Raw genomic sequence first — 14,538 nt, 5'->3', positions numbered from 1 at the left:
GAGCCACCATGAAACCCCAGTGGAATGACCTCCCCAGCAACGTACGCGCCACCGTCGAGCGGCAGGTCGGCCAGGTCCTCAAATCCGACTCCGTAACCAAAGGGCTCATGCCAGGGATCACTGCCCGCCTGTACACCGATGACTACAGGATCGTCTTCCTCAAGGCCATCCCCACCGCCAACCCGGCCGCGACCCTGTACGAGCGCGAACGACGAGCCGGTGCCGTACTGCCACCCGGCCTGCCCGCACCCCGCCTGCGCTGGAGCGGCGAAGTGGACGGGTGGATCGTGCTGCTGTACGAGTACGTCAACGGTCGGGACGCCGACCTGTCGCCCGGTTCGCCGGATGTGCCGCTCGTGCTGGATACCCTGGTCGTCCTGAACGAGGCGCTCACCCCGTGCCCCGACGGGCTTCCGGAGGTCGCGGTGAACATCGCGGGACTCCAGGCCAAGGCCGCGAGCCTGCTCGCCGGGGAGCTGCCGGACCGGAGCATGTACGAGAAGGCGCTCACCACGTTCAGCCTCGACGCGCTGAAGGGGGACACCCTTCTCCACTACGACCTGCACCCCGGCAACTTCCGGATCGACGACGGGCGAGCGTACGTCATCGACTGGGCGTTCGCGGCGCGCGGTGCCGCGTGGGGGGACGCGGTCATGCTCGCTCCTCGTCTCATCGAGGCGGGCCATACCCCGGAGCAGGCCGAGGCGCTTTTGGCCCGCGTACCGGCCTGGCGGTCCGCACCCGCGGACGCGGTCACCGGCCTGGCCGCGCTGTGGACACTGTTTCGCCGGTACAAGGCGCGGTTCGGCCCAGTGGAAGGGCGCGATTTCCGTACGCGGGCAGCCGACGCCGGGCGAGCATGGGTGCACCATCGCTCCACCTGACCGGCCGCGTCAAGCACCGGTCCCGAACCCTCCTCAGAGGCCGGCGCGACAGAACGCCCTGTTCCGGCGGGGACTCGACCTCTCTCCCGGACCGCGCGACCGCGGTAGCCGGTCAACACGGCAGAACAGCGTGGTGGCGGCTACCGCGGCCGAGAAGCGTGGCAGGCGTCAGACGCGCGCACCCGCCTCGGTGGTGTCGAGAAGGGCGAACCGCTGGGCGAACGCGGACATCTCCTCGCGTTGCCGTTCCGGTTCGGTGGCGGTGGCACTCACGACGATGCGGGTCACGCCTTGCGCGGCGAACGCCTCGACCTGTTCGGCGGTCATGTCGATCGCCCCTGATCGCGTGTACTCCAGCGTTTCCGGGCTGCGGCCCGCCTCGGTGGCGGCGGCCCGGGCGAGGTCCATCTGGAGGGCGCGTTCGTCCGGGGTGAGCGCGCCACCCGGGAAGTAGCCGTCGCCGCGTCGTCCGGCGCGGCGTGCGGCCGCCCGGCTCGATCCGCCGACGTGGATCGGCAGGTGGGTGACCCCGTATGGCTTCGGAAACTGGCACAGCTTGTCGAAGGAGAAAAACTCCCCGTCGAAGTCGACCCCCTCTTCGCCGCCGGCCCAGAGCAGCCGCATCACGTCGATCGCCTCGTCGGCGCGACGCCCACGGGTGCCGAAGTCGACGCCCGTCGCCCTGGCCTCACCGGGCAGGGTGCCGAGCCCCACGGTCAGCAGCCGCATCCGCCCCTTGGACAGCACGTCGATGGTCGCCAGGCGCTTGGCGAGGATCACCGGATGGTGGTACGGCAGCAGCAGCACACCCGTCCCGAGCAGGATTCGTCGCGTGGCCGCGGCGACGAAGCTCAGGCAATCGAGCGGATCGAAGTACGGTAGCGACGGCGGGAACTCGAAGTGCCCGACCGCCGCACCGGGGTACAGCGCGATGTGCTCGGGCAGATACAGCGCCTCGAAGCCGCAGTCCTCGGCGTGCCGGGCGTAGGCCACGATCGTGTCGGGGTCGACGCCGTGGTAGGGCGTGCTGTAGCTGACTGCGAACTTCATCGTCGTTCCTTCGGTCGGCCGGTCGGTGCGATGGATGGGCGGTCGCAGATCGGTATGGCCGGTACCGAGGCGGCGTCATGGCCTCACCATGCGTCGACGACGTCCCCACCCGTCTGTCGCGGCCACACTAGAACCCTGTCACCGGCGTCAAGGCAAGGCAGAGCGAGCATGGACGCATCATTGCTCCACCTGACCGGCCGGACACGTCGATCGAAGCCGCCACCGGTCTGCCGATCGTCGCGGCTCTCGCCGATCTACTCCTGGAGGAACGACCGTGACCGTTCATGGCACGTTCGCTCTGGTGACAGGGCGGCAGCGAGCTCTTGGAGAGAATTCACTCGCTTTCTGCCGAGTGGCTGCGAAGACTCGTAGGTGCAGAACCTTGACGCCATGTGCCCCGTCACTCGTTGTCGGGATTGCTAGCCATCTGTAGCAATCTCAGGGAAGGATCATGCACATGCGTCTGCGGTTCCTTGGCACGTCCTCCGAGAACGGTGACTGTCCCGCTGCCTACGAGACCTCCGGTGGCACGGTGGCCATCCAGGGCAAGCTCATCCTGGACCCCAGGCGCTCGGCGACGCCGTCAACCTCGGGCCGGGAGAGGCTATCGTCGAGATCCCCCGCGAGATGCTCACGTTCATTCCGAAGGAGTAGCAAGGGTGACGGAACTCGTCAGAGGTGACCGCTTCCAGGAGTTGTTCGCCTCGTTCCGGTCCACCGCACAGCGTCTGGAGACGCGCGACCGCTACAACTCGCCGGTCGAGCAGGAGCCGTTGCGGCGGTTCCTGGAGGGGAGTCCCGATCCGGAGTGGGCGGACAGGCCGTGGCTTCACGCGGTCCGTCAGGCGGTGATGGAAGAGCGATACTTCCAGAGGGTCCGGGTCGTCTCCATCCCGCTGTCGGATTACGCCCGCTTCGGATTGCACGGAGCCATGGCCGACAACGCGGCGGGGGAGGACATCCGATACCTGGATCGCGACACCGCGCTCAGGGCGGGTGTCCCTCAGCTCGACGTGTGGTGCTTCGACCGCTCCCTGTCCGCGGTCCTGCACTTCGACGAAGAGGACGGGTCGATGCTGGGCGCCGAGCTGATCGATGATCCCGACATCGTGGCCGAACACCGCGGATGGTTCGATCTCGCCCGGAAACTGTCGGTCTCCCACGAGGAATTCGTGAAGCGTGTCGAGTGACATCCGCGGGCATGCGGCCGTCGGCGGTGAGGCTGGGTGGCGGTGCGGAGGTCGCCCTGCTGGACGTGGCGACCGGTTCGCAGGCCACCACCCGGCCAGAGGCGGGTGGGTGGGCGGTTGAGTTGGGCGCGGACCGACCGTGTACTCCACGTCGGCTGCGGGACAGGATCCCCTTGGCTCTGTAGGTGAATTCAAGAGCCGAATGTCGGTCAGTGGCTCTGTGGCGCTCGGTGGGGGAGCCGTGTCAGCGAATTCCAGAGCTACCTGAGGGTTAGCGGTGCGAGTATCGAGGCGTTACTCCATGTGAGGAGACGCTGGTGATACACCCCCAGTCCAAGGTGGAGGTATTCGCGGCGATTCGCCGGGATTCTCGTACGGGGCTGTTCCGATCTGCGAGGGAATCAGCGGCGCGGGATGGCACTGGGGCTGGAAGCCCTCGTGAAGTTCATGTCCATCCAGTGCCGCCAGTTCGAGCCGTTGTCAGTGCGCTCCCATTCGGCCGTCATGGAGTCGCCGTCTTCGGCGATCACCAGCGTCGCCCGCTCTGTCTCACCGGCGAACGTCCAGACACCCTCGTCGTCGACGCTTGCCCGCATGGTGACGAAGTTGCCGTGCTTGTCGAAGGAGCGCATGGGGTAGGTCCGGCTCGCTGGATCGTAGGGTCCGATCATCTCGATGACCTCGATGTGCTCCTCATTCATGCGCACGTCCACACGGTGAATGAGGAAGTGCTCGCCCGCCAGCCACTCGTAGGTGTCCGACCCGGCGATGCGGATCGCCGGGTCGATCGCGGTGGCCGCTATACGCCCCTGCGAACGCCAACGGCCAACCAGCGCATTCAGGCGCTGGTTCTCCGATCGCGGGGCACGGGTGTTGTCGTCTCCTGACATGGCGGATCCTCGTCGTCGATGGTGTGTAAGATGTTGCTTAAACACTTACACGCTGTCCCGGCGGTGCGCAAAACGAAGGCGGTGGACCATGGACGAGGCGCTTCGCGCGGTGGCGGACCCGACCCGCCGCGCCATCCTCGTCCTGGTGCGGGATCGCGAGGTATCGGCAGGCGAGATCGCCGAGCGCTTTCCCGATATCAGTCGCCCTGCGGTATCCCAGCATCTGCGAACGCTGACAGCAGCCCGCCTCGTCGACGTCCGCCGCGCAGGCAATCGCCGCTTCTATCGGCTACGTCCGGAAGGGCTGGCCGAGGCGGTGACGTTCCTGGAGACGATGTGGTCCACCTCGCTCAGCCACCTCCAGTACGAAGCCGAGCAAGAAGAACGCGCGCACACTGGTGCCCAGGACGTGAAGGGATCGTTGTGAGCAGGACGATTGAGCAGACGTTGCACATCCGTGCGCGTCCCGAGACGATCTGGCGGTTCTTCACCGACCCGGCGCGCCTGGCGCGATGGTGGGGAACGGCCAAGCTGGACGTCCGCCCCGGTGGCGCCTTGCAGGTTGCGATGCACGAGGGCCCACGCCCGGTGATGCGCGGACGGTTCGTGGAGTTCGTGCCGTACGAGCGTCTCGTCTTCACCTTCGGATGGGAGGCCACACCGGGAGCGCCCGACATGGCACCAGAGGCATCCCGAGTCGAAATCACCCTGACCCCGGACGGTGATGGCACCGAGCTCACCCTGCGCCACAGTGGTCTGCCGGCCCTGCTCGAAGAGGAGACCAGCGATGGCTGGGCGCACCTGCTCCATCGTCTGAGCGAAACGGCAGAACGCCAGGAACTCCGCTGAACCTGGTCGAATCTAGAGGCTCCGCGGGTCGCGCACCCGCAGGCCGAAGGCCGACAAGCCCTGCTCGTGGTGCTCGATCAGGTCGAGGCGGCGGTAGAAGGCGTGGTTCGCGGGGCCTGCCGGGGTGGACTCGTGGTCGGTGGTGAGAACGAAGTAGCGGCAGTGCGCGTATCGGTCCTTGAGGTGCTCCAGGAGTCGGCGGCCGACGCCCTTGCCGTGGTGTCGGGCATTGACCAGCAACTCCTGCACGTAGCAGACGATCTCGTCGTCGGATACCGTCCGCGCCAGGCCGAGCAGCCTGCCCGACTCGTCCCTGGCGGTGATGACCAGGTGCGAGTTGGCCAGGCTCCGGCACACCCGGGTGACGTCGTGCGTCCACGGGCGCCAGCCGACCGAGTCGTAGAGCTCGAACACCTCGGCCTCGTCGAACGACGTCTCCTGAGCGATGATCACCACTTATGGGGCTCCCTGATGTGCTCGGCATGAAGTGACGCGCCCGAGCCTATTCGGCCCTTGGGCGGCAGCCAATCGGCCGGTGGCGCCAGGTCTCCGCTGAAGACAAGTCACGTGTGGAAAACGGGGCTAGCGGGTCCGGCGCACTCCGCGACGCCGGACGTCGGCGATGGAAACGTCACCCCAGAAACCGCCGCGCGCCACGCAGCCTGGTCCGAAGTCGTCGCTGGGTCATGTCGCACTCCAAGCGCACATCCAGCGGGCCGGGCACGTTGGTGTCCGCTCGCCGACCCGAAGGCAACCGGTCGGCGTCGAGCCCGTCGCGTCGGGCGATGAGCAGCCCCAGCTCGTACCGGCTGATCGCGTCGGTGCCGGCGACATGGTGGACACCGTGATACTCGGATGCGGCGAGTTCGAGGAGCGCCGCAGCGAGATCGACGACATGTATGGGACATCGCACGTCGTCGGTGAACAGCACTCCGCTCGCTCTGCCAGTGGCCAGTGAATGCACCAGCGCCTCGTGCGGAGAACCACCGTCACCGATGATCAGGGATGTCCGGGCTATCACCGAGGTCGGCGCGATCGCGCTCACCGCTGTCTCGGCGGCGGCCTTGGCCGCACCGTACGGGGAGATCGGGTCGGGGAGGCACGTCTCGTCATAGCGAATCGCGGCACCGGAGAAGACCGTGTCGCTGGACACATGAACCAGGCGCCCACCTGCCGCAGCGACGGCGAGAGCCACGTTCACGGCTCCGGTCGCCGTGGTCGCCCAGTCCGTCTGCAGGTACGCGGCGTTGACGACCACCTCCGGCTGAAACGCGTCGATCAGCGCGTCGACGTCGTCTCGTCGGCGCACGTCGAGCGGCGACCACTCGGCACCCGCGGTCTCTCCCGGCCGGGTCAGGTAGGTCGCGGCCACCTCATGCCCGGCCACCAGACACTGCCGGACGAGTTCGCCGCCAAGGAAACCACTGCCGCCGACGACAAGGAATCTCATGGCCGGTCCGAGCCGGATTCGCTGAAAGAAGTGCCCACCGGCTCATCATGCATTCATGGCCGGTCTCGTGTCTGCGGCGCCGCGAACCAGATCCCGGTGTGTCCCGCCCGAGGCTGACGCACGGGACTGCGGGGAGGTTCAGGCGATCAGCAGGCGAAGGCCGAGCTCTGCCGCGTCGAGATCGACGAGCTCTTGGTTGCGTTCGGCCCACCGGCCGGATGCGAGGTCGTCACGGAGGCTGCGCACCGCGCGCTGCTCGACGTCCGGCCCGACTCTGGTCCAGACCGATCCTCCGCGACGGACGTTCTCGTCGAGGTATGCCTCGGGTCGACGCCAGTGGGCCTCCAGGAAGCCGTCGGCGCAGTCCCACGGGATGAGCACCGGTTCCATCCGGGCCCCGATCGCATCGGCCTGCTCGGTCACCGAAGGTCGGCCGACAAGGAGGTTCGCGACCTCGGGCAGGTAGTCGCGAGTGAGCCAGAACCGATGACGCCATGAGCAGCTGGTGTTTTATCGTGAAACGGTGCTCACGGTTGGTGTTGACCTGGCGACAAAAGCAAATAAGACGGCGGTGGCCTGGCTTGATTGGTCTGCCGACAGGGCCCGCGTCCGCAGGCTGGAGATCGTGGCGGACGATGATCTGATCGTCGAAGCGATCAAAGGCGCGGACAAGGCCGGTATCGACTGTCCGCTTGGCTGGCCGGACAAGTTCGTTGATTTCATCACGGCTCACCGCACGGGACATGTCGCTGTGCCCGGGGGCAGCACGGACGTCGCCTGGCGCAGGCAGTTCACCATGCGGGTCACCGACTACGAGGTGAAGGAAGTCCTGGACTTCTATCCTCTGAGCGTTTCCGCGAATCTCATCGGCAGCACGGCCCTGCGTTGCGCGGCCCTGCTCGCCGAGCTTGCCCGGCAGGGGCAGCCGGTCGACCGTAGCGGCACCGGCGTCGTGACGGAGATCTACCCTGCGGCCTCGCTCAGACGCTGGGGCCTGCCCCACGGCCGCTATAAAAGCCCGGCGAATCGTGAGGGGCTCGCGCGGTTGGTCGATGAACTCCAGGAAGCGGCGCCATGGTTGGACCTGGGGGAACACGAACGGACCTGTCGGACGTCCGACCATGCGACGGACGCCGTCATCGCCGCGCTCACCGCCCGCGCCGCGGCTCAGGGTCTCGTGAACGTCCCGACACAGGACCAAGCTCACTCGGCGCGATCCGAGGGATGGATCGCGCTCCCCAGCGGACCTCTGAGTGAGCTTCTCCCGGCTGGATGAGCAAGCCCTTCTGAGGCCGGGGGAGGCGAGCGATTACCGTCAGGGCGCGGAACGGGAACGGATGACATGCTCGGCCACCTCGGGTCTCGCCGTCGTGAACCCGGGTGGTGGGTTGTGGCGATACATCCCTGACCACTTCCCTACAGAAGGGCGGAGATGATCACACAACCCGCCACTCGGGGTGACGCCGACCTCGTCAGCGCCTCCTGGACGCAGCCGGAAGCGTTCGCCGAGCTGTTCGACCGCTACTCCGGAATGCTTTACCGGTACGTCTCCAAACGGCTCGGCCCCGAACCGGCCGAGGACCTCGTGGGAGAGACGTTCCTGGTCGCCTTCTCCCGGCGCAGGAGTTACGACCTGTCCTATTCGGACGCCCGGCCCTGGCTCTTCGGCATCCTCACCAAGCTCATATCCCGTCGGCACCGCAGCGAGGCGGCCCGTTACCGGGCGCTGTTACGGGCGCCCGTGAACGACCACGAGGACTCGCCCGCCGACCGGGTGGCCGACGGGGTGAGCGCGCAGGCCGTTCGGCCCGCCCTGATCAGCGCGCTCGCGGTGCTGCCCGCCAAGGATCGCGACGTGCTGTTGCTGATCGCCTGGGGCGATCTGACGTACGAGGAGGTCGCGCGGGCACTCGACATCCCGGTCGGCACCGTGCGCTCCCGCCTCAACAGGGGCAGGCGGAAGGTACGGGCGGCGCTGGGCGACACCAATCCGATGCTCGATGAGGAGGCGTGACGATGGACGACCTGAAGATGCTGCGCGACCTCGGCGCCGAGCTGGAGCACCGGCCGCCGGCGACGCTGGCCCGTCGGCGCGACCGCCTGCTGACCGCCCGGTCCCGTCGTCGCCTGCGGGTGGGTTGGCCGACCATGGGCCTGGCCGCAGCCGCCGCCGCAGCCGCCGCCACTGTGGTCGCCGTGACCGTGCCCACGCTGGTGTTGAACGGTGGGGGGAGCATCGCCCCGGCCGGGGTCAGACCGGTCAAGGTGACCGGCGCGCTGAACATCCTTGTCGTCGGCACCGACAGCCAGGCCGGTACCCCCCGCTTCCGTACGGGAGGCGCGCGCAGTGACACCATCCTGCTGGCGCACCTGCCGGCGAACCGGGAGCGGATCACGTTCGTCAACCTGCCACGCGACTCGATCGTCCAGATCCCCGCCTGCGGAGCGGTGCCTGGCCGGAGGGACATGATCAATTCGGCGTTCAACAAGGGCGGGCTCGCCTGCACCGTCAAGACGGTCGAGACGCTGACCAACGTGCGGATCGACCACGCGATGGAGTTCGACTTCCAGGCGTTCAGGGAGGTGGTCGACGCCCTGGGCGGCGTCGAGGTCAGGCTGCCCAGACCTGTGAACGACTCGAAGGCCAAGCTGACGCTCCCCGCGGGCAAGAGCATGCTCAACGGCGAGCAGGCGCTCGCCTACGTGCGGCTGCGCAACTACGGCGACGGTTCGGACATCCAACGGATCAAACGCCAGGCCGCGCTCATGCGGGCGATGCTGAAAAAGGCCGGGCAGGGGATTACCGGCCCTGCCCGGCTCCAGTCGTTCCTCTCCGCGGCGTCCAGGAGCGTGAAAAGCGACATGGATCTGGGCACGATGGCCGTGATCGCCGAAAGCGCACGCGAGAGCCAGGCGACGTTCCTCGTGGTGCCCTGGCTCCCGGCTCCCGACCAACCCGGCAGGATCGTCTGGAAGCAGCCCGAGGCGAACGAGTTCTTCGGCGATCTGCGCTGACGTGATCTTGGGGCCACCCGCTCGCGCGATGCGGTCGGCACCGGCGCCGGCCGTTGCGCGACCCCGAACACCCCGAGGAGTGAGCGGGGTTCATGCCGGGTCCGGAGTGTGCCGCGCCCGGGTTCGGAGGAGGAACGTCAGCCGACAGGCTATGACCGCGATACCGGCTCCGGACGTCACCGCCAGCAGCAGCGCGAGTGCGGGATAGAGATAAGCCGCTTGCGGCCAAGAGATGTCCCGGCCCCGGTAGAGCAGGCTCACCAGGCGGTGGAGCTCCATGAGCAGGGCCGGCGGCAGCAGGTACAGCAGAAACCGGACGGCGCTCTGCCAGACGGGACGGTGGTGGGCCGCCCAGCGGCGGGACCGACCGACTCCGCGCGCACCCAGCAGCGCGGTGCCGAGCACGAGAACCAGCGTCGCCAGGTCGGAGACTGTCGGTCTCCCGCGAGGAATTCGTGAAGCGTGTCGGGTGGTGTCAGTCCGCGAAGCGGCGAGGTGATCCGCGCCCGGTACGTCCTCGACAACGCAAAAGGCCCGTCCCCGGGTCTTTCCGGGGGCGGGCTGTCGGCTGTGGTGGATGGTTATCGCAGGATGGGAAGGTCTCGCACCAGCGGGGTGGCGCCCCACCAGCGGCCGAGGCCGAAGGTGTCGCCGGCCTGGGTCATCGCCAGGCCGACCAGCACGAGGGCGTAGATGAGGTGCTCGTCCATGAACGGGTTGGTGGTCAGCGGCAGCGCCGCCGCCCACATCAGGAGCATCATCAGCCCGCCGGTGGCGGCGGCGATCCGCAGACCCACCCCCACGATGAGGGCCGTGCCGATACCGAGTAGGCCGAGCATGAACAGCCAGTCCACCCAGCCCTGTCCCGCCAGGGTCGTGAACAGGCCGCCGAGCGCGTTCTCGCCGGTGCCCTTGAGGAACCCGGTGGTCGGGCTGTCCCCGGCCACCCACGCCCGCTCGGCGGGAGTGGCGAATCCCCAGCCGAAGGTCTTGTCCAGGAAGGCCCACAGGAACACCCATCCGATGGCGATGCGGGCGATCGCCCACACGTAGTCGACCGGACGCCTGCCGGTCACGGCGGCTGCCGCGGCGGTGACGGGGGCTGCGGGGGTGACGGGAGCGGCGTGCATGGCCGGCCTGGTGTGAACTCGTCCGTGGGTGGTGGCCATGACGGCTCCCCTTTCCTGGTTTCTTTTCCTGTTTCTTGTACACCTCCATAACATCGCTTTCCGAAGCGCGGATGCAGTGCCCTACGGCTCCCCCTCAGGTCCCGAAGGTCCCCTTCCGGTGGGACCTTCGGGCCTGCGGAGCTCAGAGTGCGGTTCGCGAGGTGTGCCCGTGATGTCGCAGTGTGATCGTATGGATTGGTGAGCCTCCGGCCAGCCGGCCTATCCCAACGCCCACGACGAATAGGGCATCAGCTCGCGGAACGCCCTCTCAGGATGGTGCGGCTACCCGCACCATCAAGCGTCGACCGTGAGCGGGTACGTCGAAACGCGTACGCGCATCGGGCTTTCAGGCCGACGACGGGGCGAGGTGCGGACTCGTAGCGTGACCGGGTCCGAGTTTCCCGTCCGTTAAGTGAGCCTGCTGATGCGACATCGACTTTCTCTTGCCGTCCTTACCGCGTACGTCTGGATCGCCATGGTGGCGTTCGGGGGTGTCGCGGTAGAGACGATCGTCATCTACCCCAACGTGTTCCACGACGTGCCGGCCTCCCTGGCCGAGACGGTGGAGTTCTTCGTGGTGAGCGGTCCCGCCGACTTCTTCCCGCCGATGGGCGCGGTGACCGTGATCGCCTCCGTGGCGACCCTGATTCTGGCGTGGCCCATCCGGGACACGCGGTTGTGGGCCGGCGGCAGCCTGCTGTCACTGCTGCTGGGCGAGTTCCTGTTCTCGGTCCTGTACTTCTGGCCGCGCAACGACATCATGTTCGAGCAGGGCGCCGCCGTTCATTCCGTGGAGGTGCTGCGCCAGACCGCGTTCGAGTTCGAGACCGCTCACTGGGGGCGGCTCGGGATGAGCGCGGTGACGGCCACGCTGGCCTTCGTCGGCCTGTGGCGACTGCTCCGCGCCGGCGCCCTCGCGCGAGATGACGTGTGAGGCGGCTCCTCGGCCTGCTCGCGGCGGTGATCTGAGGGCCGGCGCTGCTGACGGTTGCGGGACGCCATCGTGGTCCGGCAGCGGCGACCGGTCGCATGAGGGTGACCGTGTCGCCGCTGTCGTCGCTTCGCTCTCAGCCGAGTCGCTTCGCTCTCAGCCGAGTCGCTTCGCTCTCAGCCGACGCCCTGGTCGAGTCCCCAGCGGCGCCGCAGGGCGTTGTCCGCCGCGCCGAAGCACATGTCCACCACGATGCCGATGACCAGGATCACGATCATCGTGGCGAGGAGACCGGGGGCGTCGGAGAGTTCCCTGGCGTTGTCGAGCTGCTCGCCGATCGACGCCTGATGGGCGATGATCACGAGCAGCTCGCCCGCCATCAGGGACCGCCACGCGAACGCCCAGCCCTGCTTGAGTCCCGACAGGAACGACGGCAGTGACGCGGGCAGGATGACGTGCCGGTAGAGCGCGAGGCGCCGCAGGCCGAGGATGTGCCCGGCGCGGAGCAGGATCGGCGGCGTGTAGTCCACGCCGGCGATGAGTCCGTTCGCGATCGACGGTGCCGCCCCGAGGACGACCACGAACAGGATCGCGCTCTCGCTGAGCTTGAAGAACAGGATCGCGAGCGGGAACCACGCGATGGAGGGCATGGTCTGCAGGCCCGTGATCAGGGAGCCGAGCGCGGCCCGCAGTGGCCGGACCCGTGACACGGCCGCGCCGACCACGAGCCCGACCAGCACCGCGATCGCGAACCCGGTGATCGCGCGGCGCATCGTCACGGCCAAGGCCTCGTAGAACTCGGCCTCACCGAGGCGGTTCCACAGATCCGCCAGGACGGTCACGGGGCCGGGGAGGACGTACTCCGGGCGCCAGCCGCTGAGCACGACCAGTTCCCAGACGGCGAGGACGAGGGCGATCGCCGAGAGCATCGGCCAGGTTCTGGCCCAGATCCTGGAGGCGAGGCTCTGCCGTTCCCGGTGGGACAGCTCCAGCGCGTCCAGGCCGGCGATGTGCCGGGAAAGATCAGCAGTCATTGGTCACCCGCTACTTCTCGATCCCGGCGCTGACGGGCCGCTGCGCCGTCGGCTGGGCGTGGCGCAACACCTCCTGGCGCAACCGGTCGGTGATGGTGGAGGCGAGTTCGGCCACTTCGGCGGAGTCGGTACGGCGAGGCCGCGGCAGCGTCACGGGGAAGTCCTCGATCACCGTGCCGGGCCTGCTGCTCAGCAGGACGACCCGGTCGCCGAGCCGTACGGCCTCGCGCACGTTGTGGGTGACGAACAGGACGGCCAGTTCCCGCTCCCGCCAGATCCGCTCCAGCTCGTCGTGGAGCAGGTCACGGGTCATGGCGTCGAGGGCGCCGAAGGGCTCGTCCATCAGGAGCACGTCGGCCTCCTGGGCGAGAGCCCTGGCGAGCGCGACCCGCTGGCGCATGCCGCCGGAGAGCTCGTGCGGGCGCTTGTGGCCGAAGTCGGCGAGGTGGACGATCTCCAGGAGTTCCGTCGCCCGCGCGCGGCGCTCCTTCTTCGTGGTGTTCTTGCCCGAACTCGTCACCCGGAGCGCCAGTTCGATGTTCCCCGAGACCGTGAGCCAGGGGAACAGGGCGGGCTCCTGGAACATCATCGCGATTCGGGCTTCCTTGGTGTCGATCTCCCCGGCGGTGGGACGGTCGAGACCTGCGACGAGATTGAGCAGCGTGCTCTTGCCGCAGCCGGACGCTCCCAGCAGGCAGACGAACTCGCCCTTGTCCACCGAGAGCGTCACCTGGTCCAGGGCCAGGAGCTCTCTGCCGTACACCTTGGAAACCGCGTCCAGCCGGACCGCGGGCTCGTGCCCGTCGGTCCGGCCGGGGCGCAGCTCCTGGATCGGAGCTGTCACTTCGCCTCCTTGACCAGCGGCTCGCCGGATGGTGACCGGGGGTGCCGCCTCGACTCTTCTGTTCTGTGGTGCTCGCTCTGGCCGGTCACCTGTCGCTCACGGCAGGCTCGTTCTTGGCCTTCAGGACCTCGTTGAGGATCGTGAGGTCGTAGATGCCGTTCAGGTCCACCGGGTCGAGCAGGCCGACCTTCTGGGCGTGGTCGGCGCTGCCGACGAGGGAGGACGCGATCGGGTCGTTGGTGAAGGTGATGTTGCCGAAGGCGCTGTCCAGGACCTCCTGGGCGATCGGCTTGCCGCTCAGCTCCTTCAGTTCCGCGTTGATCGACTCCTTGGCGCCCGCCGGGTCGGACTGGATGAAGTCGTTGGCCTCGACGTGCGCCTCGACGAGCTTCTTCACCAGGTCGGGGTGCTCCTTGAGGAACTGCTGCCGCACGATCAGGTGCGTGATCACGAACTTCTTGTCCGGCCAGAGGTCGGTCTCGTCGAGGAGGATCTTGCCCTTGCTCTCCTGGACCAGGCGGCTGGCGAAGGGCTCGGGCACCCAGGCGCCGTCGATGTCGCCGGTGGCGAAGGTCTGCAGGGTCTGGGCGTTCTCCTGGGGGAGGATGGAGACCTCGCCGCCGCCCTTGGTGTCGGTCTTGATCCCCTTCTCCTGGAGCCAGTAGCGCAGCGCGACGTCCTGGGTGTTGCCGAGCTGAGGCGTGGCGATCTTCTTGCCCTTGAGGTCTTCGATGCCGTTGATCTCGGGCTTGACCACGAGGAACACGCCACCGGACGCCGCGCCTGCGACGATCTTGATCGCCTCGCCCTTGGACTTCGACCAGGCGTTGATGGCCGGGTTCGGCCCGATGTAGGTGGCGTCGATGGCGTCGGAGAAGATCGCCTCGGTCGCGGCCGGTCCGGCGTTGAAGGTCGAGATCTTCAGCGACGCGTCGTTGCCGAGCGCCTTGGCGAACAGTCCCTTCTGCACGCCGACCAGGGCCGTGGAGTGCGTGATGTTGGGGAAGAAGCCGAGGCGGACCTCTGTCTTCGCCGTGGCGCTGTCACTGCCGGAGGACCCCCCGCCTCCTCCGCAGGCCGCCGCGAGGGCTGTCACCGTGACCGCGGCCAGTGCCACTGCCGTCCCCCGGAGCCTGCGAACCTTCATGGATTACTCCTTAATTCCTACTTAATAAGTCGGTTAAGTGCATAACATTGCAAACGGGCCCTCCTGTCAAGCGTTGTGATCGCAC

18 protein-coding genes are annotated in these 14,538 nt (G+C 67.8%); 8 read left to right on the top strand and 10 right to left on the bottom strand.

All coding sequences use genetic code 11. The annotated features are described in order from the left end of the window. Nucleotides 1–8: 8 nt before the first annotated feature. Nucleotides 9–884, top strand: coding sequence for a phosphotransferase (locus ACIBH4_RS07030; RefSeq protein ID WP_362764276.1), 876 nt, complete (start codon nt 9–11; stop codon nt 882–884). A 168-nt stretch (nt 885–1,052) separates the two neighbouring features. Here the strand turns inward: ACIBH4_RS07030 and ACIBH4_RS07025 are convergent, their stop codons facing one another. Continuing rightward, nucleotides 1,053–1,934, bottom strand: coding sequence for a TIGR03619 family F420-dependent LLM class oxidoreductase (locus ACIBH4_RS07025; RefSeq protein ID WP_362764278.1), 882 nt, complete (start codon nt 1,932–1,934; stop codon nt 1,053–1,055). A 659-nt stretch (nt 1,935–2,593) separates the two neighbouring features. On the opposite strand from ACIBH4_RS07025, the gene ACIBH4_RS07020 reads away from it, so the two are divergent. Continuing rightward, entirely contained in the window at nt 2,594–3,124 is a 531-nt protein-coding gene (locus ACIBH4_RS07020) for a DUF6879 family protein (protein WP_362519595.1), read from the top strand. 401 nt (nt 3,125–3,525) lie between these two features. On the opposite strand, the gene ACIBH4_RS07015 is transcribed toward ACIBH4_RS07020, so the two are convergent. After that, a complete protein-coding gene (locus tag ACIBH4_RS07015) occupies nt 3,526–4,014 on the bottom strand; it encodes a DUF1579 family protein (RefSeq protein ID WP_362519592.1) in 489 nt (162 codons plus the stop codon). Between the two features lie 88 nt (nt 4,015–4,102). Here ACIBH4_RS07015 and ACIBH4_RS07010 point away from each other — a divergent pair, with 88 nt between their 5' ends. Both ACIBH4_RS07010 and ACIBH4_RS07005 read left to right on the top strand, forming a co-directional pair. Further along, entirely contained in the window at nt 4,103–4,441 is a 339-nt protein-coding gene (locus ACIBH4_RS07010) for a metalloregulator ArsR/SmtB family transcription factor (RefSeq protein ID WP_362519589.1), read from the top strand. After that, nucleotides 4,438–4,863, top strand: a complete 426-nt coding sequence (locus ACIBH4_RS07005; RefSeq protein ID WP_362764281.1) for an SRPBCC family protein — start codon at nt 4,438–4,440, stop codon at nt 4,861–4,863. Before ACIBH4_RS07010 ends, ACIBH4_RS07005 begins: the two co-directional genes overlap by 4 nt. A 12-nt stretch (nt 4,864–4,875) precedes the next feature. Here the strand turns inward: ACIBH4_RS07005 and ACIBH4_RS07000 are convergent, their stop codons facing one another. From ACIBH4_RS07000 to ACIBH4_RS06990, 3 genes are all read right to left on the bottom strand, one after another. Then, nucleotides 4,876–5,319: a GNAT family N-acetyltransferase gene (locus ACIBH4_RS07000; RefSeq protein WP_362764284.1), complete on the bottom strand. Its 444-nt coding sequence runs from the start codon at nt 5,317–5,319 to the stop codon at nt 4,876–4,878. Between the two features lie 175 nt (nt 5,320–5,494). Further along, nucleotides 5,495–6,313 (bottom strand): sugar nucleotide-binding protein, encoded by an 819-nt coding sequence (locus tag ACIBH4_RS06995; RefSeq protein ID WP_362764286.1) that lies wholly within the window; start codon nt 6,311–6,313, stop codon nt 5,495–5,497. Nucleotides 6,314–6,451: 138 nt separating this feature from the next. Next, a complete protein-coding gene (locus tag ACIBH4_RS06990; RefSeq protein WP_362764289.1) occupies nt 6,452–6,703 on the bottom strand; it encodes a hypothetical protein in 252 nt (83 codons plus the stop codon). Between the two features lie 133 nt (nt 6,704–6,836). Between ACIBH4_RS06990 and ACIBH4_RS06985 the strand changes: the two genes are divergently transcribed. From ACIBH4_RS06985 to ACIBH4_RS06975, 3 genes are all read left to right on the top strand, one after another. Beyond that, on the top strand, nt 6,837–7,589 hold the full coding sequence (locus tag ACIBH4_RS06985) for a DUF429 domain-containing protein (RefSeq protein ID WP_362764292.1): 753 nt from the start codon (nt 6,837–6,839) through the stop codon (nt 7,587–7,589). Between the two features lie 156 nt (nt 7,590–7,745). Continuing rightward, nucleotides 7,746–8,327, top strand: coding sequence for a sigma-70 family RNA polymerase sigma factor (locus tag ACIBH4_RS06980; RefSeq protein ID WP_362764295.1), 582 nt, complete (start codon nt 7,746–7,748; stop codon nt 8,325–8,327). Nucleotides 8,328–8,329: 2 nt separating this feature from the next. After that, nucleotides 8,330–9,328: an LCP family protein gene (locus ACIBH4_RS06975; protein ID WP_362764298.1), complete on the top strand. Its 999-nt coding sequence runs from the start codon at nt 8,330–8,332 to the stop codon at nt 9,326–9,328. Nucleotides 9,329–9,418: 90 nt separating this feature from the next. Here ACIBH4_RS06975 and ACIBH4_RS06970 read toward each other — a convergent pair whose 3' ends face one another. Together ACIBH4_RS06970 and ACIBH4_RS06965 are read right to left on the bottom strand one after the other, a co-directional pair. Continuing rightward, complete coding sequence (locus tag ACIBH4_RS06970) at nt 9,419–9,733, bottom strand: hypothetical protein (RefSeq protein WP_362764301.1); 315 nt, start codon at nt 9,731–9,733, stop codon at nt 9,419–9,421. A gap of 176 nt (nt 9,734–9,909) precedes the next feature. Next, nucleotides 9,910–10,497: a hypothetical protein gene (locus tag ACIBH4_RS06965; protein WP_362764303.1), complete on the bottom strand. Its 588-nt coding sequence runs from the start codon at nt 10,495–10,497 to the stop codon at nt 9,910–9,912. Nucleotides 10,498–10,921: 424 nt separating this feature from the next. Between ACIBH4_RS06965 and ACIBH4_RS06960 the strand changes: the two genes are divergently transcribed. Then, the gene (locus ACIBH4_RS06960; protein ID WP_362519556.1) at nt 10,922–11,431 is read left to right on the top strand and encodes a hypothetical protein; all 510 of its coding nucleotides are present in this window, start codon (nt 10,922–10,924) and stop codon (nt 11,429–11,431) included. Between the two features lie 173 nt (nt 11,432–11,604). On the opposite strand, the gene ACIBH4_RS06955 is transcribed toward ACIBH4_RS06960, so the two are convergent. The 3 genes from ACIBH4_RS06955 to ACIBH4_RS06945 all read right to left on the bottom strand — a co-directional run bounded on the left by ACIBH4_RS06955 (nt 11,605) and on the right by ACIBH4_RS06945 (nt 14,453). Beyond that, on the bottom strand, nt 11,605–12,462 hold the full coding sequence (locus ACIBH4_RS06955) for an ABC transporter permease (RefSeq protein WP_362764306.1): 858 nt from the start codon (nt 12,460–12,462) through the stop codon (nt 11,605–11,607). 10 nt (nt 12,463–12,472) lie between these two features. Then, nucleotides 12,473–13,306 (bottom strand): ABC transporter ATP-binding protein, encoded by an 834-nt coding sequence (locus ACIBH4_RS06950; RefSeq protein ID WP_362764309.1) that lies wholly within the window; start codon nt 13,304–13,306, stop codon nt 12,473–12,475. 85 nt (nt 13,307–13,391) lie between these two features. Continuing rightward, entirely contained in the window at nt 13,392–14,453 is a 1,062-nt protein-coding gene (locus ACIBH4_RS06945; RefSeq protein ID WP_362764312.1) for an ABC transporter substrate-binding protein, read from the bottom strand. Nucleotides 14,454–14,538: the final 85 nt, after the last annotated feature.

The sequence above is a fragment of the Streptosporangium sp. NPDC050284 genome, from assembly GCF_044459525.1.
GTDB lineage: Bacteria > Actinomycetota > Actinomycetes > Streptosporangiales > Streptosporangiaceae > Streptosporangium.
Note: the sequence above shows the minus strand (reverse complement) of the source record. Positions and strands in the feature narration are given on the sequence as shown.

Bases quoted from the DNA above. Each gene is read 5' to 3' on its own strand.
- ACIBH4_RS07030 (WP_362764276.1), top strand. From the start codon at position 9: ATGAAACCCCAGTGGAATGACCTCCCCAGCAACGTACGCGCCACCGTC.
- ACIBH4_RS07010 (WP_362519589.1), top strand. From the start codon at position 4,103: ATGGACGAGGCGCTTCGCGCGGTGGCGGACCCGACCCGCCGCGCCATC.
- ACIBH4_RS06960 (WP_362519556.1), top strand. From the start codon at position 10,922: ATGCGACATCGACTTTCTCTTGCCGTCCTTACCGCGTACGTCTGGATC.
- ACIBH4_RS06955 (WP_362764306.1), bottom strand. From the start codon at position 12,462: ATGACTGCTGATCTTTCCCGGCACATCGCCGGCCTGGACGCGCTGGAG.
- ACIBH4_RS06975 (WP_362764298.1), top strand. From the start codon at position 8,330: ATGGACGACCTGAAGATGCTGCGCGACCTCGGCGCCGAGCTGGAGCAC.
- ACIBH4_RS06995 (WP_362764286.1), bottom strand. From the start codon at position 6,313: ATGAGATTCCTTGTCGTCGGCGGCAGTGGTTTCCTTGGCGGCGAACTC.
- ACIBH4_RS07025 (WP_362764278.1), bottom strand. From the start codon at position 1,934: ATGAAGTTCGCAGTCAGCTACAGCACGCCCTACCACGGCGTCGACCCC.
- ACIBH4_RS06980 (WP_362764295.1), top strand. From the start codon at position 7,746: ATGATCACACAACCCGCCACTCGGGGTGACGCCGACCTCGTCAGCGCC.
- ACIBH4_RS06990 (WP_362764289.1), bottom strand. From the start codon at position 6,703: ATGGAACCGGTGCTCATCCCGTGGGACTGCGCCGACGGCTTCCTGGAG.
- ACIBH4_RS06965 (WP_362764303.1), bottom strand. From the start codon at position 10,497: ATGGCCACCACCCACGGACGAGTTCACACCAGGCCGGCCATGCACGCC.
- ACIBH4_RS07015 (WP_362519592.1), bottom strand. From the start codon at position 4,014: ATGTCAGGAGACGACAACACCCGTGCCCCGCGATCGGAGAACCAGCGC.
- ACIBH4_RS06945 (WP_362764312.1), bottom strand. From the start codon at position 14,453: ATGAAGGTTCGCAGGCTCCGGGGGACGGCAGTGGCACTGGCCGCGGTC.